The following is a 23,115-nucleotide window of genomic DNA, read 5'->3' on the forward strand; positions in this document are numbered from 1 at the left end:
ACTTCCGCATGGAAGTTTTTTTGGGCTTCAAAGTGACATTTTTATATCAGATTGGAAATGGAAAAATGATTTTCGGAAAATCACGATTACCAGCCAAAGAAGAACCATCGGTAAGAAAATTTAGAAAAGCGTCTTTTCTTTTGGCACTTGCCTTTGTTTTCTTCTCTGCTCAGTCGTATGCAGACACTGGCATTCTCGACAACATCGCCAGCAGCTATAAGAATGCCTCTACAGGCTGGGCGACAACGCTTCTCGGTTATGCCAATCGGCTATTCATGCTTTTGGCGACTATTGAGCTTGCCTGGAGCTTCGGCGTTTGGGCGATGGACAAAAGCGAATTGCAGGGGTTTACTTCTGCAATCGTTAAAAAAATCATGTGGATTGGCCTGTTCTATGCGCTTTTGCTAAACGGCCCAACTTGGATACCGCTGATTGTTGACAGCTTTACACAAGCTGGCTCTGCAGCAGGTGGCGCAGGCGCTGGCTTGTCTCCATCCGAGATTTTCACTACCGGCCTCGACAATGCCGCAACAATGCTCCAAGGCATTAAAGATATGTCCCTTTGGGATGATTTTGCGACTATTGTTATTGCAGGTTTGGCGGCTATTGCAATTGTTCTGGCATTTGCTGTGATTGCGGGACAACTGCTTATTGCACTTATCGAAAGCTATATTGCTATTAGTGCTGGCCTTCTGTTCCTGGGATTCGGCGGCTCTCGTTGGACTACTGATTTTGTTCAGAAGTTTATCGGGTACGCGGTTGCAACTGGCGTAAAGCTATTTATGCTTTTCTTGATCGTAGGTATTGGCAACACCCAAGCCCTTCAATGGAAAAGCATGTTGCAGACGATTGGGCAACCCGGTGCGCCTGTATTCAACCTGATTTTGACGGTGTTTGGCGGCTCTATTATTTTGGCTGTCATTGCGGTGCAGATTCCTGCTATGGCCGCTTCTATGCTGTCTGGTAGCCCCACTATGACCGCAGGAGCTGCTGCCGGAACTGCAGCCATGGGCGCTGCTGGTGTTGTTGGGGCAGGGGCCATGGGCGCTGCCTCCACTATTTCTGCCGCTAAGTCCGTTGGCGGTGCCGCTTCTGCAACCAGCGCGGCATTTGGTGAGGCTGGAGCACAAGGAAAAACAGGCCTCGGTCGTGCTGTTGGAACCCTGGGCAACCTCGGGACTGCGGCGGCTAGAGACACGTCGAACCGCATGGGTGAGGCCATATCTCAGACCAAGGGCGGGCGCATGGCTGACATTTCGCAAGCGCGCGGCGCTGAAATGTCGGCAGGCGGGGGCGGTGTCTCCCCTCCCAGCAGCGCAGCTGGTGGGGCTGCAGCAAGCGCGCAAGCTCCTGGCGCATCTGCCGGTGGTGGTAGCGGCTCTGGCACGCCTGCGGCCCCTGGTAGCGGCTCTGGCACGCCTGCGGCCCCTGGTAGCGGCTCTGGCACGCCTGCGGCCCCTGGTGGTGGCTCTGGTACGCCTGCGGCCCCTGGTAGCGGCTCTGGCACGCCTGCGGCCCCTGGCAGCGGCTCTGGCACGCCTGCGGCCCCTGGTAGCGGCTCTCGCACGCCTGCGGCCCCTGGCAGCGGCTCTGGCACGCCTACGGCCCCTGCGAAGGCATCTAGCAACTGGAGCGATGGCGGCACGGTATCGACTCCTGCAGTTGGAACGGCCAACAACTGGAGCGATACCGGCGCTATAGCAGCTGCAGATACCAGCAGCTCCAATGCGGCCAGCTCCAACAACTGGAGCGATACCGGCGCTGTGGCAGCGCCCAATAGCAGCAGCTCTGATGTGGGCAGCTCGACGGCCTCGGCCAGCTCCGATACGGCCAGCTCGACGGCCTCGGCCAGCTCCGATGCGGCCAGCTCGACGGCCTCGGCCAGCTCCGATGCGGCCAGCTCGACGGCCCCGCCCAGCTCCGATGCGGCCAGCTCGACGGCCCCGCCCAGCTCCGATGCGGCCAGCTCCACCGCGCCTGCCCCTTCCGGGGTCAGCGAAAAAGAGAAAGACAAGCCTTCTGCACCAGGCTTTGAAGATCGGTTTAGGCAGCTGTCACAAGTTCGCCCGCCGCAACTGCCTCATGACGGCGCACCAGCGGCAACCGTTCATATCCGCTTTGACTCTCCCCAAGATTAATTAGCAGCCATCAACATTCAAGGATAAATCGCTATGTCCAAAAAAGACACTGTTGCAAAAGAAGACAAAAAAGGGCCAGTTAGCCCATATCTTGATGCTCGCCGTGAGTGGAATGAACGGTATGGCTCTTATATTGCACGCGCTAAAAACTGGCGTCTTGCCACGTTTGGGGTTATTGGTATCTGCCTTGTCCAAAGTTTCGGCCTGGTTGGATTGGCAATGCAAAGCAAGATCGTTCCCTATGTGGTTACTCTTGACCGCCTGGGTTCAGCGGTCAATGTAGCGCGCGCCGATCAAATGCAGAAGATGGACGAAAAGGTAATCAAATCTCTTTTGGCCAGGTGGACTGCTGACGTTCGCGGCGTCGTTTCTGATGGTACAGCGCAGCGACAAATGATTGATCGCACTTATTCCATGCTCTCTAATGGAACCCGCGCGCTTTCTATGGTTAACGAGTATTACAAGAATGATCCGCCTAATACCCGCTCGGCCACTTCTGCCGTTTCTGTTGAAATTTCCAGCGTGATACCAATCACCGACAAGACCTGGCAGGTTGAATGGGAAGAAACAACCCGCAGCACTCAAGGCGGTATTACTGGAAAGCAGCGCTGGAAAGCAAACCTGACAATTGCATTCAATCCGCCGACAACTGAAGCTCAAATTTTCAGGAACCCTATTGGTCTTTATATCGTTGACCTGAGCTGGTCGCAAACTCTGTAAATCACGCAAAAAAGGAAATTAACCATGAAAAACTTTTTCACCCCCGTTTTGATTGCCACTGCCTTTTTGAGCGTGAATGCAGCCGCACAGCAAGCAGTACCCGCATTGGAGCCCTCGCAGGGGGTGGCGGTCAGTTCTCCAGTCAAGCCCCGCCCCGTCTTGGAGGACGTTAAGCCTGTCCCCCTCAACACCACGGCGCGCAGTGCATTGAGCCAAGGCAAAGCCTGGCAAGACGCGACAAATCGCCCCATACCGGGTGCAGACGGTCGCGTGTCATTCACGTATGGCAATGGTCTGCCGGTCGTCATCTGCGCGCCCCTGCGCTTGTGCGTCATTGAGCTGCAGCCTGGTGAAAAGGTCAACAAGCAGCCTCAAATCGGGGACTCTGTGCGCTGGATCGTTACCCCCGACGAATCCGGCACGGGCAAAAATGCTCAAACGCTTGTCGTCCTTAAACCCAAAGAAGCAGGGTTGGACACCAATCTTTTGATTGCAACCGATAAGCGAAACTACTATTTGCGCATTATTTCCAGCACTAGCGACTATATTTCTCGCGTTTCTTTTGAATATCCAGAAGATGCAAAAGCGGAATGGCAAGCCTATGCCGCAAAACGCGAGTCCCTGGCACAAAATGAAGTTGCTCCCGACATGTCGAAAATGTCGATTGAACGACTGCATTTCAATTACTCCATTGACGGCGATGCATATTTCAAACCGATCCGGGTTATTGACAATGGCGAGAAAACCTATATCCAACTCCCGCCCACTGCAAAATCTGATGAAATTCCTGTCTTGGTTGTCCTCAATCAAGAAGGAAAAGAGCAATTGGTGAATTCTCGCTACATCAATGGATGGTATGAAGTTGACCGTCTTTTTGACCGTGCCGCATTGATCCTTGGTGTTGGTAAAGAGCAAAGAAAAATCACCATTACCAATAATGCACGCTACAAGTCCAATTCCTTCTTTAACTTTGGGGGTTAATAATGAGCGAAGCCACTATTAAAGATGATGGCCCTCAAAAATCACCTGATGGCCTGGGATTTAAAACCAAGCCCAAAGGGGTTGTTAGGGTTAGCAAAAAGGCTGCCGCCATTGGTGGATTTATTCTCGTCCTGGCCTTGATGGCTATCGTTCTGGGAATAGCTACCAGAAAGCCGAAAACCGCAGGCGCTGCCTCTGCTGAAACCAGTAACACAAAGCTGGCTCCAGCGTTGCAAGCTGGCGAGAATATCTCGCGTGATATTCCCGATGGAAATTTGCCTGTTCTGCAGTCCAAGGAAAGCAAGGATGTGGCTTTGTCTCCGGCCAGCCCCGCTGCTGTGCCTGGTCAAGCTGGCCAGGCAAGTGCGCAAAGCGCCGTGCCGAGCCTCAATGATGGGCGGTTGCCTCCACGGCCAGGCAATACCGCGAACCCGACGATGCCCGCACAGGGCGGCATCGACCCCGAAGAGGAACGGGTGCGCAGGCTCCGTGAAGAGAGGGAAAACAATCTCAAAAAGGCAATGGAAGCTGGAACCCCTGCGCAGGCCGGGGGCAGCGGCACAGGCCTTGGCGGCTTCAATCCTGCAGCCGCTACCGGCATTCAGCCAGGTACTGCCCTGCAGACCCTGCAAGCCATGGCAGGGCAGGGCGGTGCAGCAGCTGGGCGGGCTCCTATGCCTGCTGGTGCTCCTTCCTTCGGCGGCCAGCGTGAAGAGGATCAGAACATGCAGGCGCAAAAACAGCAGTTTGTGCGCGACATGGAAGCCGTACCTGATCGCAACCATGTGAACAGCACGCGCAAGGGCCAGATTTCACCGTATGAGGTCAAGGCGGGCTGGATCATCCCGGCCACGATGGAACACGGCATTAACTCAGACTTGCCCGGCAAGATCACAGCGAGGGTCACTCAGAACGTGTACGACACGGCAACGGGTAACTTCCTGCTGATTCCCCAAGGTGCGCAGCTGATGGGTGCTTATGACTCCCAAGTAGCCTACGGCCAGAACGGCTTACTGGTGTCCTGGCGGCGGATCATCTTCCCGGATGGCTCCAGCGTTGACCTTGAGGGCATGGGCGGCTCTGATGCGTCGGGCTATGCAGGGTTCCGCGACAAGATCAACAACCACTATGGCCGGATCATCGGCTTTGGTTTGATGACTTCTTTGTTCTCGGCAGCATTCCAGATTTCGCAGAACGAACGCAACAACGGCACCAACGGCTACCAGCAACCCACAGCGTCACAAACTGCAGGGGCTGCCGTGGCGCAACAAATGAGCCAGTTGGGCATTGAGATTGCACGCAAGAACCTTCGGGTACAGCCAACAATCGAGATTCGCCCCGGCTATCAGTTCAATGTGCGCGTTGACAAAGACCTGCTTTTCTCTCGTCCGTATGCCTTCGGCAACGCTCGATAAGCTCAGGCGGCATGGTGACAAGTAGGTTCCTCGATCGCGCGGTTTTGTCACCATCAAACGTGGTGACAAAATTGCGCATCGACGTGAAAATTTGTCACCATGAAGTCAACTATTTTTATATAATGAAATCTTTATGTCAGGTTAACGATGTATGGGCGACACCGATACACCGCTGAGTGAGACAAAGACCTACCCGATCCGGTTGACTGGCGTAGCCAATGAGCTGCTACGCAACTCATACCATTACCGGGGGGACTTATCCGATCAGTTGGTGAACATCCTTAGTACCCTCAACCTGCACCAAATACAGCTACATAAGATTCCCAAAGGCAGAGCGGCAGAATCTGTCCCGCTGAGAGAGCGCCCTACCGTTTACACATCCGTGAGGCTTCCCGTGAGCCTCTACGAAAAGGTGCTCAAGATCGGACAAGATCGCAATGTCTCTGTGAATACCATGCTCAACAGTGCAATCCTTGAGGGCTTTGCAAAGCTCTAGCTTCACAAGCTCAATTCCACCCCCACGCCCCTTTCGAGGGGCTTTTTCGTTGGTGACAGAAAGCAGCTGGCCAGGCGCGGATCTGTCACCATGACCGCCCCCGCCAGGGCGGGGAAAAATCAGCTTTGGCCGCTGGCTTTTTTCTTAGGTGCTGTCGTCCTTTTGGCAGCTGGCGTGGCCTTCGGCTGGGTCGTTTCAACAGGTGCTGTCACTGGCTCCTGAGCTGGTTGCAGAGTAAAGCGCTGCAGCAGCTCTGCGACATGACCATCCCTAGCCTCAAGAGCGCCCCGCAGGCGTGCGGCTTCTTGCTCTGCCTGGCTCCGGGCTTCTCGGTCAGCTTCTGCACGCGCCTGGGCTTCCTGCAGCTCTGCGCGGGCCTGCTTTGTTATGGCAACTTCTGCCAACAATGCGCCCTTGGCCTCGGCCAGCTGCTGGCTTGCCTGGTCGATCTGTTCGCGCGCCTTTGCCTCTTCTGCCTGCAGCTGCTCGATGCGCGCCTCTGCACCCTGGAACCGTTGCAACAAGCTATCTGCCCGCTGCTGGTTGCTTTCTGCTCGCTCCTTGACCTGTCCCAGCTCTGTGCGCAGCTCCTGCGCCTTCTCCTGCTCGTTTTTCAGACGCTCCCGCAGCTCGGCCAGCTCCACGGCTTGCTGCTGGCTTGATTGGCGCAAGGCTTCATAGGCGCTGTCTTTGGCCTGGGCCTGCTCCTGCAGCTCTGCCACATGAGTTTCCAGTTCGTCTACTGCTGTCGCCGCGTCTGAAAGTTCGCGCTCGGCCTGGCTGGCTTGCTCGCCCGCAGCCTTTACTACCTCAGAAACCCGGCGCTCTGCAGCCTTTACCGCCTTGTCGTTGACCTCCACGGCCAAGCTCTTCAAGCGCCCGGCCAGTTCGACCGCCAGCCCGTCCACCACGTTAGCCACCTCGATAGGCAGCTCTACAACGGTTTCAGGCTCCCCGGCAGCGGTCGAGGCCTGGTGCGCGTCCCAGCGCTGCTTGAGGCGCGTTGGATCGCCGCCGCCAACCAGCTTGCGCAGGGCAAAGCCGGTGATGTTGCGGCCCTGGGCCTGCAGGGTGCGGCCTGCTTCGATTACCTGCTCATCTGTGAATTCAACGGGGCGCATGGTGAAACCTCCTTGGTGTGTGGATTGATTATAGCACAAGAAAGAAAGAAAGAAACAAAGAAAGTAAGTAAGAAACAAAGAAAGAAAGAAAGTTTGTTCAATGGTTTGCCAGCTTGGCTTGCGCACGGTTGCGTCGGCCCTGCCGTCACGGCGAGCGAGGGCGAGGGGTTGGCCACCCCATCAACGAGCCGGGAAATGCGCGCAGAGGGCCGTTTTAGCGGCTGCAGGCCGCTTTTTTCCACGCCCCAAGGGGGCGGGGGCGGTTTGACTGTCCGACGCTCCTAGCCATCGGCCTAAGCCGATGGCGACGGAAAGCGGCGAGGGGGCCGGTCGCCCCCCTTTGGGGGGCTTGTAATGGGCTGTTCAGGGGGTTTTGTTCGTCCCCTCTGGGGGACTTGATTGATACGTCAGGACAAGCGGCCCGAAGGGCTGCGCAGGCCTCAAGGACGCGGCCAGAGGCCGCACTTTTTGCTGCGGGGCGCGCGGGGGGCGCGGTGCTGAAAAAATAGGCAGCTTTTGCGGGGTTAAAAAACCGGTTATCTAAATTATTAAAAATACCGGTTAAAACCCTGGTTAAAAAACGGTTAGCGCCCTCTGCAGCGCATTTTTTTCCCGTTTTCTATCAACGGCTTACGTGGATTTTTGGCGTTCTTCTCAGAACTGCTACAACAACGGGCCGGAACCGTTACAACAAAAGGCCGGAACCATTACAACAACGGGCCGGAACCGTTACAACAAGGTGCCGGAACCGTTACAACAAAAGGCCGGAACCATTACAACAATCCCCCTCCCATCTGGAACCGTTACAACAAGCCGAGAACGGCTCCAGAGGGGTGCTTATCCACAGAACAGAACCGTTACAACAAAGGAGCCCACAAGGAGCCCACACAATGCAACCCCACTTTGGGGATAACCTGGGCTAGTTAGCAACCCTTTTGTGGGCAACTCGGGCCATTGCAAGCGGTCTTAGGCTCCAGGGCGGGGCGTAGCGCACCGGCAGGCCTGATGCCGCACCTCCAATGCCATAGAAAATGAAAAAGCGCCTTGCGTGTCGTTTTCAGAAGACGACCGCACCATCTGACTGGATGTAACGCCTGGTGTGCATACGGCTCCTGACAGCCCAATATCAGGAGTCGTCTGCACCAATCTCGACTATGCTCAATACTCGTGTGCACCAAAGCGAGGTTTGGGCATGACATCAGACACTCCACCGATTGCCGCGCAAGGCGTGGCCACCCTGCCCGACGAGGCATGGGCGCAAGCCCGGCACCGGACGGAAATCATCGGGCCACTGGCAGCGCTTGAGGTGGTCGGGCATGAAGCCGCCGATGAGGCAGCCCAAGCGCTGGGCCTGTCCCGGCGACAGGTATATGTCCTGATCCGTCGCGCCCGGCAGGGTACTGGCCTGGTAACAGACCTGACGCCCGGCCGATCCGGCGGCGGCAAAGGCAAGGGGCGCTTGCCGGAACCGGTCGAGCGCATCATCCGCGAGCTGCTGCAAAAGCGCTTCCTGACCAAGCAGAAACGCAGCCTGGCGGCGTTCCACCGCGAAGTCGCGCAGGCGTGCAAAACCCAGAAGCTGCCGGTGCCGGCGCGCAACACCGTGGCCCAGCGGATTGCCGGACTACACCCGGCGAAAATAGCCCGCAGCCGGGGCGGGCAGGACGCTGCCCGTCCCTTGCAAGGCGCGGGTGGCATTCCGCCAGAAGTCACCATGCCGCTGGAACAGGTGCAGATCGACCACACCGTCATCGACCTGATCGTGGTCGACGAGCGCGACCGGCAACCGATTGGCCGCCCATATTTGACCCTCGCCATCGACGTGTTCACGCGCTGCGTACTCGGCATGGTGGTCACGCTGGAAGCGCCGTCCGCCGTCTCGGTCGGCCTATGCCTCGCGCATGCCGCCTGCGACAAGCGGCCCTGGCTGGAAGGGCTGAATGTGGAAATGGACTGGCCGATGAGCGGCAAGCCCAGGCTGCTCTATCTGGACAACGCGGCCGAGTTCAAAAGCGAAGCGCTGCGCCGTGGCTGCGAACAGCATGGCATCCGGCTGGACTATCGCCCACCAGGCCAGCCGCACTACGGCGGCATCGTGGAACGGATCATCGGCACGGCGATGCAGATGATCCACGACGAATTACCGGGGACGACCTTCTCCAATCCCGGCCAGCGCGGCGAGTACGATTCCGAGAAGATGGCCACCCTGACGCTGCGCGAGCTGGAGCGCTGGCTCGCGTTGGCGGTAGGCACCTATCACGGCTCCGTGCACAACGGCCTGCTCCAGCCGCCGGCCGCGCGCTGGGCCGAGGCCGTGGAGCGCGTTGGCGTCCCGGCCGTCGTTACCCGCCCCACCGCGTTTTTGGTCGATTTCCGGCTCTGTTGCAAAAATCGTGAAGCTTGAGCATGCTTGGCGGAGATTGGACGGACGGAACGATGACGGATTTCAAGTGGCGCCATTTCCAGGGTGATGTGATCCTGTGGGCGGTGCGCTGGTATTGTCGCTATCCGATCAGCTATCGCGACCTTGAGGAAATGCTGGCGGAACGCGGCATTTCGGTCGACCATACGACGATCTATCGCTGGGTCCAGTGCTACGCCCCGGAGATGGAGAAGCGGCTGCGCTGGTTCTGGCGGCGTGGCTTTGATCCGAGCTGGCGCCTGGATGAAACCTACGTCAAGGTGCGGGGCAAGTGGACCTACCTGTACCGGGCAGTCGACAAGCGGGGCGACACGATCGATTTCTACCTGTCGCCGACCCGCAGCGCCAAGGCAGCGAAGCGGTTCCTGGGCAAGGCCCTGCGAGGCCTGAAGCACTGGGAAAAGCCTGCCACGCTCAATACCGACAAAGCGCCGAGCTATGGTGCAGCGATCACCGAATTGAAGCGCGAAGGAAAGCTGGACCGGGAGACGGCCCACCGGCAGGTGAAGTATCTCAATAACGTGATCGAGGCCGATCACGGAAAGCTCAAGATACTGATCAAGCCGGTGCGCGGTTTCAAATCGATCCCCACGGCCTATGCCACGATCAAGGGATTCGAAGTCATGCGAGCCCTGCGCAAAGGACAGGCTCGCCCCTGGTGCCTGCAGCCCGGCATCAGGGGCGAGGTGCGCCTTGTGGAGAGAGCTTTTGGCATTGGGCCCTCGGCGCTGACGGAGGCCATGGGCATGCTCAACCACCATTTCGCAGCAGCCGCCTGATCGGCGCAGAGCGACAGCCTACCTCTGACTGCCGCCAATCTTTGCAACAGAGCCCGCTGGCCGCCTCAGCCTGCCACCCCGTCCCGGATTAAGCCATCACGCAGCAGCCCGGTGAATAAGAGAGGATCAGCGACCTGAGAGTGTGGCTCCAAGACTTGTGCCGCCGCCGAAATTGCGGCGATTGCTGTGGGAACACCTGCAACAATCGCTACCTGGGTAAGAACGCCGAAAATCTGGTCTCGGGTTGCACCCGCGCGTACCGCAGTGGGGACATGAAATTTGATGACATCAATTCCCGTTGCGCCCAACGCCGCGCCGGCTGCGATGATAACGAGTTCCCGGGTTTTCAAATCCAAATCGGTGCGGCTGTATACATCGCCGAAGACCCACTCAATCACATAGCGACCAAAATCAGGCGAGCTATCCTTGAATCCATCAAGGTATGCCTCCGTGGGAATGCCGGTGACTGCGGCGAATGTAGCAGATCCCCTGGCGAAACGGTCCTTTGAGACCTCAGCAGGCAAAGCGACGCTGGAATTTACGACTGACATACCCTATCTCCTCGTTTGCACTGCACCGTGCAGTCTCCAAAGCATACATTGCACAGTGCAGTGCAGTCAAGGAAGGTGATGATCATCGTGAACGAAATTAGCCCGTCTTATTCATGAGGGCGGTGGATCGAAGCTGGCGAGCGTAGCGTAAAGCATTGATCTGGCTTAGGGATTGGGTGCTCACACCAACCTTCTTCACCCCATCGAGCCCGCCACGCCCGCCATGTCCGATCTTGACGCACTTCCGTTCGCGTTTCCATCCGTGAGAGCCAAGAAGCTCACAGCCGCCTTCGACGGCGGGCGCCTGACCTCGGACGGCGGCGTCCTGCTGCTGGCTCAGGCGGCCCGGCGGATGCGGATTGCCGACAAGCTCGCCGCGGTGATCCCGGACCGGCGCGATCCGAGCCGGATCGTGCACCCGCTGCCCGAGATCCTCCTGGCGCGCATCCTGGCCATCGCCTGCGGGTATGAGGACGCGGACGACCTCGACCACCTGCGCGCCGACCCCGCCTTCAAGCTCGCCTGCGGGCGCCTGCCCGAGAGCGGCGCGGACCTGATGAGCCAGCCCACCGTCTCGCGGCTGGAGAACACGCCGGACCTGCGCGACCTGATCCGGCTCGGGCGCGTGCTGGTCGACCTGTACTGCGCCAGCTACGCCGTGCCTCCAGCCGCCGCCCCACAAGGGGTTGCTGGCGAAACGGCCTTTGGCGTCCTTGACCATCACGAACCACACGGCCGCATCGGAACCCCAGACCACAGGGTTGCCAGTGGTCATGGCGCTGGTTTCGAGCTTGCGGATCTCTTTCACCAGCGTGGCGCCGTCCAAGAACTTGCCGGTCTTGCGGTAGTGCTCGGCCGAGGCCTTTAGTCGCCGGCCGTGACGGCCAGTGGCAGGACGAGGGCGCTGGCGAGCAGAGCGCCGGTGAGTGCGATTTTCATCGTGTTCTCCTTATATGCCTATGGAGATCAGACGGCGACCACGGGGAAATCCACCGTGGGGTCGGCGATGTGGTTGGTGTAGTTGGTGAGCGTGTTCAGCGCGACGTTGGCGATCACTTCCAGTATCAGGCCGTCGTCGAGCCCCGCGCGGCGGTAGTTGGCCATGGCGTCGGCCGACACCACGCCGCGTTGCTCGACCAGCGCGCGGGCAAAGCCGGCGATTGCATCGTCAAGTGCGTTGGCCGCCTGGCCGGTGCGGGCCGCGGCGATGGCCTCTGCCGACAGTCCGGCACCTTTGCCGATCAGGGTGTGTGCGCTCAGGCAATACTGGCAGCGATTGGCTTGAGCGGCAGCGAGCGCAACGATCTCGCGCTGGGAGGCATTCAGGCGGCCGGTGCCCAGCGTTTCGGACAAGCCGAGGTAGCCATTGAGCGCCGCCGGCGCGTGGGCCAGCGTGGCGAACAGGTTCGGCACCATGCCAAGCTTGGCTTTGACGGCCTTGAGTGTGGCAGCGGTAGCGGCGTCAGCGGTGTCGATGGTCAGGGGGGCGATTTGGGTCATGTCTATCTCCGTAGTGGGTGAGGTGCAAGAGCACGTGGGCATGATCGCCCTTTGTTTGGTACGATATGGCACGTAAAGTATCAAATACGTAACCTATCGTCTTATATGGAGAGTGGAATGGCGGATCGACTGGCCGGCTTGCTCCGGCACTACTCGCTTTCGGCGCGCGTTTTTCACAGCGGCGCCTTCTGTGAGCAGCATCATTACGCGGCGCCGCATGGCTATATCCATCTGGTGCGGCGCGGCCCGATTACGGCGCGTTCGCCCGTGCATGAAGATCTGCTGGTTACCGAGCCGAGCCTGCTGTTTTATCCGCGCGTGGCGTCGCATCGTTTTGTCGCCGCCCCCGGCGATACCGCTGAGCTGTTGTGTGCGGAGGTCGATCTGGGCGCTTCGACGGGCAATCCGTTGGCCATGGCCTTGCCGTCGATGCTGCTGATTCCGTTGGCGGACTTGCCCGGCCTCGGGCCGACGCTAGAGTTGCTGTTTGCCGAAGCCGAGCGCGACCAGTGCGGTCGGCAGGCCGCCATCGACCGCTTGTGCGAGTTGCTACTGATCCAGTTGCTGCGTTATCTGATGGATGGGCGGCTTGGCGCCACCGGACTGCTGGCGGGCCTGGCCGACCCGAAACTCGCGCGCGCCATAACCGCCATGCACGATGCGCCGCAGACCGCGTGGTCGCTCGAGGCGCTGGCGGCGAAGGCGGGCATGTCACGCGCGCGCTTCGCCGCCGCGTTCAAGGACGCGGTGGGCGTCACGCCGGGCGACTATCTGGCCGACTGGCGGATGAACGTCAGTTGCACCCTGCTCAAGCAGGGGCGGCCGGTGGCGGTGGTGGCCGACCGCGTCGGCTACGGCAGCCCGAACGCTCTGGCGCGCGCCTTCCGCGTGCGCATGGGCTGCGCCCCGCGCGACTGGCTGGCGCAGCAGCGCGGTGACGCGGCGCTCAGCGGTTCGTGAGTTTGAGTTCGATTCGCCGGTTCTTGGCGTAGGCGGCGCCGGTGTTGCGCTCGTCGAGCGGGTGAAATTCGCATCACGCCGGAACAACTGGCGGAACTCCAGGTGGCGATCCGTCAACGGCTGGTCAGTCTGTTCGTGCGGCGCGGCCGGCTGGACAAGGCTGAGTCAGTGGCGCAGGTAGCTGGATGACGCTGTCCCGCCCGGAGCAGACAAAGCTCACGCGCGCCCAAAGGTTCTTCGCCATTCACTGGGACTGACCTGGTTTCTGCGCTTGAAGTGCTGACGCAGCGAGGTCGGGTTCTGAAATCCGACCAGGTCAGAGATGGCTTCCACCGGCAAGGTGGTGCTTTCCAGCAGCTCTCGGGTCCGCTGCAGGCGTTCGTTGATGAGCCAGTCTCCCAACGACATGCCGGTCGCCTTGCTGAAGTGGCGCGTGAACGTGCGCCGGCTCATGGCGGCGCGTTGGGCCAGCGCATCGACCGAGTGGACCTGGTTCAGGTGCTGGCGCAAATGGTCCAGCAACTGATTGATCCTGGCATCTTGCGTGGAAGGGGCAAGCGGCTGTTCAATGAACTGAGCCTGTCCTCCTTCGCGGTGAGGCGGCACCACCATCATCCGGGCGACTTTGTTGGCCGTTTTCTGGCCGTAGAACTTGCGCACGATGTAGAGGCAGCAGTCCAGGCCCGCCCCTGTTCCCGCCGATGTGATCAGGCCATCGTCATCGACATACAGCGCATTCATGTCCAGTTGCACTTGCGGAAAGCGCAGCTTGAAATCCTGCTCCGCCATCCAGTGTGTGGATGCGCGTTTGCCATCCAGCAAGCCCGCATAGGCGAGGACATACGCGCCGTAGCACAGCCCCACCACATGGGCACCCCGCTGGCGGGCCTGGCGCAAGGCGGCTATCAGCTCGGGCTCAGGACGCTCGGCCAGATCATGCCAACCGGGGATCACGACGATGTCAGCCTTGGCCAGCAACTCCAGCCCGCCATCGGGTTGGACGAACAAGGCCCGCTCGGCCGCCAGCGCGGTGCCGCCTGGCGTGACGATCTTCAGATCGAACAGCGCCTGCTCGGGCAACTGCGCACTGAAGATCAAGAACGGCACGCCAAAGTGAAACGGGCTGAAGTGCGGGTAGCTCACGAGGGCCACGAGGGGAAGTCGCTTTGACATGAAGCTCCTGGGTGAAGTGGCCCAATTCTTTCGAATATTGACGCTTGGGTCAATTCTACAAAGGGGCGAGAGACACGACCATGGAGGCCTCTTCAACTCAACGCGGGTGTCCCCCATGTTCTCGATGAAAGCTTTCACTCCCCTGCTGGTCTCGCTGTCGCTGGGCGCCTTTGCGGCAACCGCCTGGTCTGCACCGGCAACCGTCACCGGCACCTCGGTCAAAGTGCAGCAGATCCGTAACGCCACGGTGAAGATCGACTTTGCTGGCACGACCTTCCTGGTCGACCCGATGCTGTCGGACCAAGGGGCGTTCCCCGGCTTCCCGGGCACTTACCGCAGCGAACTGAGAAACCCCTTGGTCGCGCTGCCCTTTTCAGTGAAGGATGTGCTGGACAGCGTGGAAGCAGTGGTCGTGACCCACACCCATACAGACCATTGGGATGAGGCCGCTCAAAAGGCGATCCCCAAGAGCCTGCCGGTCTTCACGCAGAACGAAGCGGATGCCAAGCTCATTCGCAGCCAAGGCTTCCAGGACGTCCGCGTGCTCACCGGCTCCACCACCTTCAAGGGTGTGAAGCTGAGCAGGACCGGCGGTCAGCACGGCACGGATTTGTGGTTTGCCGACCCCGCGCGTGCGGCGTTCATGGGCCCGGTCATGGGGGTCGTGTTTGCGGCGCCGCAGGCAAAGACGGTCTACGTGGCGGGGGACACGGTGTGGCGTCCGGAAGTGGATCAGGCACTGAAGCTGCACAAGCCCGACGTGGTGATCCTCAACACAGGGAGCGCGCTCGTGAGTGGCTTTGAGGAGCATCCCATCATCATGGGCAAGCAGGACACACTCCAGGCCACCAAGGCAGCGCCCCATGCGGCCATCGTGGCCGTGCACATGGATGCGGTGAACCACATGTCACTCACCCGCAAGGCCCTGCGTGAGTTTGTGCAAGACCATAAAATTGAGCAACGGGTGCTGATTCCCGAGGATGGCGAAACCCTCCGGTTCTAAACTACTACGGTGCCTCGTCGTCAAGACCGGACACGGGGGACCAGAGACCGCTTTTGGCCGGCAGCAGCCCGTCGTTGCCTGATGGATCCAACCCCTCCGCTGCTATAGTGCAGTCGGCTTCTGACGTTCAGTGCAGCCGTCTTCTGAAAACGACATTGCGGTCAAGCAGGCGCTTTGCGAAAAAATGGAACCATTACAACAATGGGGCATGGTGACAAATTCGCGCGGCCGGCGAGTGCTTCTGTCACCATTTTTCGCTACTCGGTCTTCTTCTTGTGCTCGGCCCATACCCGCTTGACCTGAGCTGTGCTGCTCTCCGTCATGTCTGCGGTCTTCTGGATGCTGTAGCCAGCCAGGCGCAGGGCAACAATCCGCGCATGTTGTGCCTGGTTGGGCTGGCGGCCTTTGTAGCGGCCTGCACTCTTGGCCAGCTCGATCCCCTGGGCCTGCCGCTCTCGGCGTGTCTCGTACTCTTCCCGCGCGATCTGCAGCGCCATGCGCAGCAACATCCCTTGCAAGGCCTCCAGAACGATTTTGGCCGTCCCCTGGGCTTCTGTCGCCAGCTCGGACAAGTCCAGCACGCCAGGCACGGCCAGGCGTGCGCCCTTGGCCTGAATGGTATGAACCAGCTTTTCAGCGTCTGCCAGCGGCAAGCGGCTGATACGGTCGATGCGCTCGGCTATGACGACTTCACCGGCCTGCAGGTCGGCAATCATGCGCAGCAGCTCGGGCCTGTCTGCGCGGGCTCCTGATGCCTTCTCGCGGTACACCCCGGCCACGTAGTACCCGCTGGCCCGTGCCTGCAGGACGATGGCCTCTTGTCGCTCTAAATCCTGGGCTTCTGTGCTGACGCGCAGATAAACACGGGCAACCTTCTGGAGAGGCTGCAGGGGCTTGGCCATGGTTCCTTTTTTCGCCCCCTTGGGGGCGGCGGGCTGGTGGTGGCTGGCTGTCCAAGCCTCTTCACATTCGCGCGAACAGCAGCCGCCATGCTTGAGCGCCAATGATGGCGAGTCCTCATAGAAGGCCACAGGCTTGCCGCAGCCGTTCGCGCAGCTCTTGTGCTTGTCTAGCCAGGCCTGCCGCGCGGCCTGGCTCTCTCGGCGCTTCTGAGCCTGTCCTTGGGCCTTTTTCTTATCTTCTGGTGTTTTGGGGTCGTATGGCCCCCATCGCCCCATGAGCTTTTCAGGCATCTTTGCCCTTGCGGCTGTAGATAACGCAAAGCAGACCCGCCAGCAGAACGGAATCGACTACCCAAACCAGGCCCCACGGGATTGACCGAAAAGAGGCGATGAGTTCCGAAGTCTCAAACCCTCGCCCTATCAACCATGCCGCGCCAGAAGCCATGCCCACCAACACCAGCATGTCTTTGAGGCTGTCGATATAGCTCTGCCGCAGCATCTTGCGAATCAGCCATACAACGCCAATGGCAACAAGCCCTGAAACCAAACCATAGAAGAGCGCCATCTGTGTTCCTTGTGATGGTCAAATAGGGTATAGACAAAAGAGCCATGCTCCCCGGAATGGCTCTTTGAATGAATCTGCAATGTATATGAGCTAGGCTCACTATGGCAACCCTAAAGAGCCCTAGCGGGATAGCCCCCTGCTGTCGGTCATCTTGCGGCCCTGCTCGATGGTCAGCTCTCCCTTGAGCTTGCCTTGCCCGCCCACATAGTTGACTTCGTAGCACTTACCTACTATCGGCTCTTTACCTTGCAGGCCCACAGAAAATATATTCTTGTCGTGCTTCACAATCCCTTTTGGCCCAAATTGGTAAACATGCGCCTGGTCAACATGCAGGACTTGCCCCCCGTATTTCTGAGTCCTCATGTTTTTTGCCGGATTTATTGCCTCGTCTAAATAATTAATGCCTTTTGGCAAACCGGATTCAGGCAACACCTTCATTGTCATCCAGCCAGGCTTACCATCTTTCCCGGCTCCAGCGACAACAACATCAATTTGCCTTGAATTATTCAGCACACTTATTTTTACGCTGCCTTCCGGTTTGGCGATAACACCAGCTTCACCGATATTTCTAATCTGGTTTACTTGATTTCTCATCAGTATATTTTTCCAAGTTGGCTATAAAAACAACACCACAAACCCAATTTATACGCTAATATACTTTCGTCATCAACTCCTTTTTTAAATGAATCATGGCAACTTACAAAGAACTTCTGGAACAGCGGGCACTACTCGAAAAGCAAATCAGCGATGCCCGAAAAGCAGAGGTTGGTGATGCTGTGGCAAAGATTCGCGCACTCATGAAAGATTTTGATCTTTCCATTTCAGACATTGCACCTTCCCGCGCCGCTGATAAGCGTGAAAAAGTTGAACCTAAATTTCGTGACCCCGCCACGGGCGCGACATGGACGGGCCGGGGCAAACCCCCAGCTTGGATCAAAGACAAGAACCGGGACGATTTTGCAATTAAGTCTTGATCTATAGAAAAAGGCCTGAGATTCAGGCCTTTTTTCATATCTATTTCCCGGTCTTGAAAAGGCCTATAAACCATTCTGAGAATATATTACGCCCCCACTCGCTACCGAAGAATAAGTAAACTCCGGCCAACATCGCCAGGCCGAATAATAGCGCCGCCCCATCAGCAATTAACTTGCGTTTAAGTCGCTTCCGATTAAGCCGCTCTCTTTCAACGGAATGCACTATCGCCCCCTCCCTGTTTCTTTTTCCCGCGCAGGCGCGCGGGGCGGGAGTACCTGGGCCTTGCCCTGCTCGTACTTGACCTGTACGGGCTTACTGCCGTCGATCACCGGAGTTTGAGGGAATGCGGCCTTGTCGTGGGCCACTGTCTGCGTGGCTGAAACCTGCTGCAGCACATGGGTGGTCGTGTGGCCCACAAGCGGCCCCTTGTAGCTGCCTTCTGCGTGCTGTGCGGGGTGAGCCTTGGCAGCTGGGCCTAGCAGCTCCTTGGCCTCGTCACGGGCGGGCTCTAGCGCATCATGCAAGCGGTATTGGTCGCTATCGCGTTCGGGGAAAATCTGCTGTTCCCTGGTGCCTCGCGCCAGGCCATCAGCAACACCATGCACCAGCGTCTGTAAGTCTGCCTGGTTCATGGGACGGCCCCCCATCACAACCTCGCCAAAGGTCTGATTGACGCCTTTAAGGTCATGCAATGGTTTGCCTACAATCCGCTCCGCTTGCAGACAAAACATTTCTTCGCATTTTATTGATTCGGGAGAGCCTTTATAAACCCGATCAATATATTCCCAATCATCAACCATATCGGCTGATTGCCTGGAACCCCTGATAGCGGTCATTAATGCCTTTTTTTGTCCTTTTTCAAAGGTGAGGCTTCCATAGTGTCCGATGACTTCATGTTGGAGAGTTTCCCGCAGGTCTCCGTCGTTATGAATGTTGGCACAGGCAAGTGCGACAAATCCCCGTGCAGGATGATACGCGCCTTTGGTTTTGTCGGGGATGTATTGGGCTTTTTCTGTTCCATATAAGTCCTCAAATTTGTTTACAACATAAAACTGCAGTTTTTCTGCGCCTGGATAATCCTCGATAAATTTCTCAATTCCTGCTAACGCTTGGTCAGTGCTAATAGGCATATGGTGTCACCTTTTCGGCTGTGGCGGTTCTTTTTTTGGTGACAAACCCCAACCTGGCCAACTCTAGTTTGTCACCATGCCATGCAGCCTTAGCGGCGCTCTTTGGCTTCCAGCTCGCGGAAGCCCTGCAGGGCAGCCGCGCCCCCTGCGTTCTGGCCCTTCTGGTAGCTGGTGGCCGCGCAGCGCTTGAGGTAGTCCGTAGAAGTGATGTTTTGCATCCCGTAGCGGCTCTGGCCGTTGTCGTAGCCCTGCAGGTTGAAGAGCTTGCCCTTGTAGAGCGATGCATTCCAAGCCACTGCAGGATCGGCGGGGCGTTGCTTGGCCTGCATTTCAAACATGCCTTGCTTCGGGCCGATCAAGCGATTCCACGTAAGGTAATACTCGGCCTTGTAGCCTTCCATGAAGGCCTGCGAGTTGCAAGCGTCGGGGGACGGGGGTACAGCAGTCCAAGGCTGCTGATAACCGCCAGGTGGCCCCATCACGCCAGAAGAGGCCACGGGCTGGGCTCCGGGCAGTGTGGGCAGGGTCGGCAGCTGCACGCAAGCAGACAAAGCAAGGGCGGCTGCAGCCATGAGCGTGATTTTCGTAGCCTTCATGTGAATTACTCTCCTTTTTAGTTAATGGTAAATAGCGGATTAGTAGGCCATCCGAATTTCTACGCGGCGATTTTGAGCACGCCCTGAATCGGTGGTGTTATCTGCCACAAAATTACCGGCAGAGGAAAATCGAACTTTGATTTTCTCGGCAGCAATTCCATGCTCCATAAGAAACTTGCGGGCTGCCATTGCACGGGCCAGGGCAATGCGCCGGTTTGCCACGTCGATCACTGGCGAGTCGGTATAGCCATGCACGGTGATGGTCTTTGCGACTTTGGCCGCAGGCACAAGGGCTGCGGCTTCTTCTTCATGGCCGCTAAAGTCGGCGCTGTTGAAGGCAAACGCAAAAAGCTGGGCCTCGCCCTGCGCTTCGTGCTGCAGCTGCTTGGCGGGCTCCTGGCTGGGCTTGCTGGGGCTTTTGACATGGCCAGCTCCGCGCAGCTTGGCAATCGTCGCATTGGCCTGCTGCAGCTCGGCGCGCAGGCGGGCTATTTCTGCTGCCTGGTCGGCTGGGGCCGTGGGTGCATGGACATGGCCTGCTTGGTCTTGTTGTAATGGTTCCCCTGCACCGCTCGGCTGCAGCTCCTTGGTGGCCTCCACGGTCGCAGCTCGTTGCCCGATCTGTACCCGCAGCGGGCTATACAAGCCCGGCAAAACGGCTGTTTGACCAACTTGCTGATATGCCAGGGGCTGGCCCTTAGCGTCAAAAACCTGCAGCTCACGCGGCAGGTCAACATTGAATTGCAACGCGGTATGCGCGCCATCATCAAAAGCCCGGACAAGGCCCAGCTCGCGCCCCCCGCTGGTCACATAGTCGAAGCGCAGCGACGACACGGGCGGGTCTTTGGGGCCAGTTGCGCAAGCACTCAGAAGTGCTGCAAGGGCTATGGCAATGGCGGTTTTTTTCATGGTCGATCTTCTCCTAGTTGTCCGTGATTACTTGGGTCGTCGTGGCGCTCGATGTGGAGCAATCCACGCTTGTCTAGCCAAACCTTTTTAAAAACTCCAGTCTCATTCAGTTCTTTAATTGCCCTCAATAGTATTTTTCTGAAATTTTCAATACTGGCTGCTTTTGATCCACAAAGTTTATAGACCGTTTCTATCCTAATTGCGAACGGGTTTTTATGACTCGCGCCCCAATCATATAATCGTCGGGCAATCGGGCTTAATTTCCGATAAGTATGCCAATTTAACCGAGTGAAATTGTTTGCACCGAACCACTGCGCTATTTTTGGCGGTATTTCAACGGCATAAATCTTGTCTGGTCTACCCTCTGGGGTTTTCCATTTAAAATCACCGATAAGGCTTAGTGCGCTACCGTCATTAACATTTCTTGTTTGCAAGACTAATGCGGTGGCCTTCAATCTTAGCAAGCATTCTCTAAGCAGCTTGTAATTTGGCCCGCTCGGTGTCCAGCCAATCGCCTGACACATTTGCGAAGGTGTAAAGGTAATCCAGTTATCTTTAGTTAGATTTTGACCCCCAGCAAGAAATAGGCACTGGAGCCAAACTAATTCATCATTTTCAGCGCGTAATTCAGTGCCGGTATATGTGGCTTCACCCTCGCCCGCGATGAAAACCGCCTCGTCAAGATATTGCCTTCGCGGGCCACGCTGGGCCGTAAAAAGTGCCATGCGGCACATTTCATTCGGAGAGGCACGCAGCACCTCTGGGAGCCAGGGAAGAGCAAATTCAAGTTGCAGCTGCTCGGGCTTAGACACGGCCACGGTCTTGCCTTGGGCGCGATCCCTGAGCCAGTCCAGCTGGTCATCGAGTTTCTTGCTGCGCTTCGTTTCAAGCGCGGTGCGCTCGTCGCTCGCTGCCTGTCCTTGAACCTTCTTTTGTGCTTCCATGTCTTTGCTCCAGTGGTGACAAATTAGCGCCTGGCGGTCGCTGATTGTCACCATTTATCTAAGTACCGCGCTGCCTCGTCAATCGCTGCCGTGCCCCTTGCAAAGCACTGTTGCAAAAGGGTCTGCCGTTCGGCCAGCTCGTCAAACTCATAAGCCCGCGCAATGGCGTCTTGAGCCTGCTTCACCTTCTTGGGGTCGCTGCCCACATAGACCCTTGTTCTCGCCCCTTTGTCCATGGGGTAGATCAGATACAAATAGACCTTTTCGCGCTCTTTGCGCCAGTGGGCCTTGCCCCTCTCTAACCCCATCTTTTCCAGCTTCTGCAGCCTCTTGGCTATGGCCTTGAGTTCCTTGTCCAGTGCCTCAAGGCGCGCAGGCAATTGCTGGGCTTTGCGCTTTACATCCCTGAATAATGACATAAACATAGCGCCTTATATGTAAAAGTTTCCGAGTGCCAGGCGCAGACCTGGCCAGAACCTTAACGGCTATTCGTGTTCCTCTTGCCCTTGAGGCAAAGGCTGGCCGCAGGTAGGGCACAAGCCCTGCAGGCGGCGCACAGAACGGTGCAGCGTTGCATAGTCAACCCCACAAGCGAGGGCGGCAGCTCTACGAGACTCCCCTTTCACAAACACCAGCCTGCAGGCCTCTTTGACCTTCTCGCTACGCAAGCCGTGGCTGTCCAACAGCTCTACAAACTCTTCTTCTGTTATCAGCTGTACGGGGTTAGTTTCTTCTCTCATGCTGCTACTTTTGATGCGCCAAAGTGCTTCTGCACCTCGGCTGCTGCCTGGGGGATTGCTGCAAGCCATGCATGGGCTTCTGAGGGCGTCAGCTGACGCCGGGCCTGGGGCACTGCCTTGGTCAAGGCCAAAACCTTCACCTCGGCCTCAAACCACTGGCCTGCAGCGGTACGGGCCAACACAAAAAAGGTGGCTCGATGCGCTCCCCAATTGTGACGGCAACGGTAGAACACAACGCTGGAGCCGGGCTCTAAATCATCCCAAGCTCGCAACAAAACGCGGGTGGATCGTGCAGCAAACGTGCGCGCGTTCCACCACACCCAGCACCAGTAAGCCAGGAATGCAACAACGCAAACAGCGGCTAGTTCCTTCATTGTCGGAATCTCCCATGTCATTGCTGCATTCTCCTTGCTATGTGGTTGCTACCGTGGCCCGCTGGTGTCTCAGAGAAGAATCCCGCGCTCCCGCTGGATTTGTTCAAAGGTTGTCGGGCTGAAATGCAAGTCCAGTTCTACGCCCGCCTCCACCAGCTCGGCAATGCTGATATAGCCTAGCTCGGCGTTGTGCAAGTCCCCGTTGAGGATCGCATAGCCAAAGGCTTGATCTACGCCGCCCTCTGCATCCTTCTCAAAGATGAACCAGTCGCTACCGCCCAAGAAGTAATGCAGGTAAGCCACCGCCTGCCCGCCCTTGTCGCCCTGCTCGTAGGTCTTGGGCATGGCCTCGATCACCCCGGCCATCTTCACAAAGGACTCCATAAAGCTGCTGCCCTCAGAGTCACGCAGGCCTGCGGCCATGACTGCCATCTGCTGCCTGGACATGAACGGGCGCACGGCCTTGATTGCTGTTGTTGCTGCTGCCATTTCAGCGGCTTTGTTGGTGATTTGCATGTGGTGTAGCTCCTTGCGTTGGGATGGTTTTATTATATTCGCCATATGGTGAATATAGCAAGGCCTTTTTTGCACCTTTTTTTCCTCGCCCGATGGGCGGGGGCGGGTGTAGGGCTGTGCGGCATGGTGACAAAAAGCAGCTGGCCAGGTGCTCGCGTGTCACCATGAAAAAAGGGTGAAAAATAGCCGCTGTCCTTGGCCGTGG

Annotated in this window: 22 protein-coding genes and 3 pseudogenes; 10 read left to right on the top strand and 15 right to left on the bottom strand. The window is 57.9% G+C overall.

The features are described from left to right. Nucleotides 1-8 precede the first annotated feature (8 nt). Genes trbL through AAIL67_RS23405 form a run of 4 tightly spaced genes read left to right on the top strand, consistent with a single transcriptional unit; the run spans nucleotide 9 to nucleotide 5,254 of the window. Entirely contained in the window at nucleotides 9-2,138 is a 2,130-nt protein-coding gene (gene trbL, locus AAIL67_RS23390) for a P-type conjugative transfer protein TrbL (RefSeq protein ID WP_343485247.1), read from the top strand. A 33-nt stretch (nucleotides 2,139-2,171) separates the two neighbouring features. Further along, on the top strand, nucleotides 2,172-2,858 hold the full coding sequence (trbF, locus tag AAIL67_RS23395) for a conjugal transfer protein TrbF (RefSeq protein ID WP_034382577.1): 687 nt from the start codon (nucleotides 2,172-2,174) through the stop codon (nucleotides 2,856-2,858). A gap of 24 nt (nucleotides 2,859-2,882) precedes the next feature. Further along, nucleotides 2,883-3,839 (top strand): P-type conjugative transfer protein TrbG, encoded by a 957-nt coding sequence (gene trbG, locus AAIL67_RS23400; protein WP_343485249.1) that lies wholly within the window; start codon nucleotides 2,883-2,885, stop codon nucleotides 3,837-3,839. Between the two features lie 2 nt (nucleotides 3,840-3,841). Next, entirely contained in the window at nucleotides 3,842-5,254 is a 1,413-nt protein-coding gene (locus AAIL67_RS23405; protein ID WP_343485250.1) for a TrbI/VirB10 family protein, read from the top strand. 615 nt (nucleotides 5,255-5,869) lie between these two features. On the opposite strand, the gene AAIL67_RS23410 is transcribed toward AAIL67_RS23405, so the two are convergent. Beyond that, complete coding sequence (locus AAIL67_RS23410; RefSeq protein ID WP_343485251.1) at nucleotides 5,870-6,997, bottom strand: DNA-binding protein; 1,128 nt, start codon at nucleotides 6,995-6,997, stop codon at nucleotides 5,870-5,872. Nucleotides 6,998-8,063: 1,066 nt separating this feature from the next. Between AAIL67_RS23410 and AAIL67_RS23415 the strand changes: the two are divergent. Continuing rightward, nucleotides 8,064-9,245 (top strand): annotated as a pseudogene (locus AAIL67_RS23415) (DDE-type integrase/transposase/recombinase); the annotation flags it as partial. Between the two features lie 62 nt (nucleotides 9,246-9,307). After that, nucleotides 9,308-10,072, top strand: coding sequence for an IS6-like element IS6100 family transposase (locus AAIL67_RS23420; protein ID WP_001389365.1), 765 nt, complete (start codon nucleotides 9,308-9,310; stop codon nucleotides 10,070-10,072). Nucleotides 10,073-10,137: 65 nt separating this feature from the next. On the opposite strand, the gene AAIL67_RS23425 is transcribed toward AAIL67_RS23420, so the two are convergent. After that, complete coding sequence (locus AAIL67_RS23425; RefSeq protein WP_046941321.1) at nucleotides 10,138-10,623, bottom strand: carboxymuconolactone decarboxylase family protein; 486 nt, start codon at nucleotides 10,621-10,623, stop codon at nucleotides 10,138-10,140. 223 nt (nucleotides 10,624-10,846) lie between these two features. On the opposite strand from AAIL67_RS23425, the pseudogene AAIL67_RS23430 reads away from it, so the two are divergent. Further along, a pseudogene (locus AAIL67_RS23430) lies at nucleotides 10,847-11,296 on the top strand (transposase); the annotation flags it as partial. Between the two features lie 48 nt (nucleotides 11,297-11,344). Here the strand turns inward: AAIL67_RS23430 and AAIL67_RS23435 are convergent. Both AAIL67_RS23435 and AAIL67_RS23440 read right to left on the bottom strand, forming a co-directional pair. Continuing rightward, nucleotides 11,345-11,431: pseudogene (locus tag AAIL67_RS23435) on the bottom strand (cytochrome C); the annotation flags it as partial. Between the two features lie 158 nt (nucleotides 11,432-11,589). Then, a complete protein-coding gene (locus AAIL67_RS23440) occupies nucleotides 11,590-12,123 on the bottom strand; it encodes a carboxymuconolactone decarboxylase family protein (RefSeq protein WP_003830783.1) in 534 nt (177 codons plus the stop codon). A gap of 117 nt (nucleotides 12,124-12,240) precedes the next feature. Between AAIL67_RS23440 and AAIL67_RS23445 the strand changes: the two genes are divergently transcribed. Then, nucleotides 12,241-13,083, top strand: a complete 843-nt coding sequence (locus AAIL67_RS23445; RefSeq protein ID WP_094313412.1) for an AraC family transcriptional regulator — start codon at nucleotides 12,241-12,243, stop codon at nucleotides 13,081-13,083. 216 nt (nucleotides 13,084-13,299) lie between these two features. Here the strand turns inward: AAIL67_RS23445 and AAIL67_RS23450 are convergent, their stop codons facing one another. Further along, nucleotides 13,300-14,256 carry a helix-turn-helix domain-containing protein gene (locus AAIL67_RS23450; RefSeq protein WP_034367474.1) on the bottom strand — a complete coding sequence of 319 codons (957 nt, stop codon included), beginning with the start codon at nucleotides 14,254-14,256 and terminating at the stop codon, nucleotides 13,300-13,302. Nucleotides 14,257-14,371: 115 nt separating this feature from the next. Between AAIL67_RS23450 and AAIL67_RS23455 the strand changes: the two genes are divergently transcribed. Further along, on the top strand, nucleotides 14,372-15,259 hold the full coding sequence (locus AAIL67_RS23455) for an MBL fold metallo-hydrolase (RefSeq protein WP_232776335.1): 888 nt from the start codon (nucleotides 14,372-14,374) through the stop codon (nucleotides 15,257-15,259). Between the two features lie 257 nt (nucleotides 15,260-15,516). Here AAIL67_RS23455 and AAIL67_RS23460 read toward each other — a convergent pair whose 3' ends face one another. The 3 genes from AAIL67_RS23460 to AAIL67_RS23470 all read right to left on the bottom strand — a co-directional run bounded on the left by AAIL67_RS23460 (nucleotide 15,517) and on the right by AAIL67_RS23470 (nucleotide 17,320). Then, nucleotides 15,517-16,161: a recombinase family protein gene (locus AAIL67_RS23460; RefSeq protein WP_343485263.1), complete on the bottom strand. Its 645-nt coding sequence runs from the start codon at nucleotides 16,159-16,161 to the stop codon at nucleotides 15,517-15,519. A gap of 283 nt (nucleotides 16,162-16,444) precedes the next feature. Next, a complete protein-coding gene (locus tag AAIL67_RS23465; protein WP_343485252.1) occupies nucleotides 16,445-16,726 on the bottom strand; it encodes a hypothetical protein in 282 nt (93 codons plus the stop codon). Nucleotides 16,727-16,846: 120 nt separating this feature from the next. Next, nucleotides 16,847-17,320: a KfrB domain-containing protein gene (locus tag AAIL67_RS23470; protein WP_343485253.1), complete on the bottom strand. Its 474-nt coding sequence runs from the start codon at nucleotides 17,318-17,320 to the stop codon at nucleotides 16,847-16,849. A gap of 95 nt (nucleotides 17,321-17,415) precedes the next feature. Here AAIL67_RS23470 and AAIL67_RS23475 point away from each other — a divergent pair, with 95 nt between their 5' ends. Beyond that, nucleotides 17,416-17,700 carry an H-NS histone family protein gene (locus AAIL67_RS23475; protein ID WP_343485254.1) on the top strand — a complete coding sequence of 95 codons (285 nt, stop codon included), beginning with the start codon at nucleotides 17,416-17,418 and terminating at the stop codon, nucleotides 17,698-17,700. A gap of 222 nt (nucleotides 17,701-17,922) precedes the next feature. On the opposite strand, the gene AAIL67_RS23480 is transcribed toward AAIL67_RS23475, so the two are convergent. The 7 genes from AAIL67_RS23480 to AAIL67_RS23510 all read right to left on the bottom strand — a co-directional run bounded on the left by AAIL67_RS23480 (nucleotide 17,923) and on the right by AAIL67_RS23510 (nucleotide 22,910). Beyond that, nucleotides 17,923-18,831, bottom strand: coding sequence for a hypothetical protein (locus AAIL67_RS23480; protein ID WP_343485255.1), 909 nt, complete (start codon nucleotides 18,829-18,831; stop codon nucleotides 17,923-17,925). Nucleotides 18,832-18,920: 89 nt separating this feature from the next. Continuing rightward, nucleotides 18,921-19,427, bottom strand: coding sequence for a hypothetical protein (locus AAIL67_RS23485; RefSeq protein ID WP_034382945.1), 507 nt, complete (start codon nucleotides 19,425-19,427; stop codon nucleotides 18,921-18,923). A gap of 39 nt (nucleotides 19,428-19,466) precedes the next feature. After that, nucleotides 19,467-20,336: an OmpA family protein gene (locus tag AAIL67_RS23490; RefSeq protein ID WP_343485256.1), complete on the bottom strand. Its 870-nt coding sequence runs from the start codon at nucleotides 20,334-20,336 to the stop codon at nucleotides 19,467-19,469. Next, a complete protein-coding gene (gene trfA, locus AAIL67_RS23495) occupies nucleotides 20,333-21,280 on the bottom strand; it encodes a plasmid replication initiator TrfA (RefSeq protein WP_343485258.1) in 948 nt (315 codons plus the stop codon). Before trfA ends, AAIL67_RS23490 begins: the two co-directional genes overlap by 4 nt. Nucleotides 21,281-21,327: 47 nt before the next feature. Beyond that, nucleotides 21,328-21,699: a hypothetical protein gene (locus tag AAIL67_RS23500; RefSeq protein ID WP_343485259.1), complete on the bottom strand. Its 372-nt coding sequence runs from the start codon at nucleotides 21,697-21,699 to the stop codon at nucleotides 21,328-21,330. A gap of 317 nt (nucleotides 21,700-22,016) precedes the next feature. Then, complete coding sequence (locus AAIL67_RS23505) at nucleotides 22,017-22,415, bottom strand: hypothetical protein (RefSeq protein WP_343485260.1); 399 nt, start codon at nucleotides 22,413-22,415, stop codon at nucleotides 22,017-22,019. Nucleotides 22,416-22,463: 48 nt separating this feature from the next. After that, entirely contained in the window at nucleotides 22,464-22,910 is a 447-nt protein-coding gene (locus AAIL67_RS23510) for a hypothetical protein (protein ID WP_343485262.1), read from the bottom strand. Between the last annotated feature and the right edge of the window lie 205 nt (nucleotides 22,911-23,115).

The organism is Comamonas sp. A7-5 (assembly GCF_039581385.1).
GTDB classification, from domain to species: Bacteria; Pseudomonadota; Gammaproteobacteria; order Burkholderiales; family Burkholderiaceae_C; genus Comamonas; species Comamonas thiooxydans.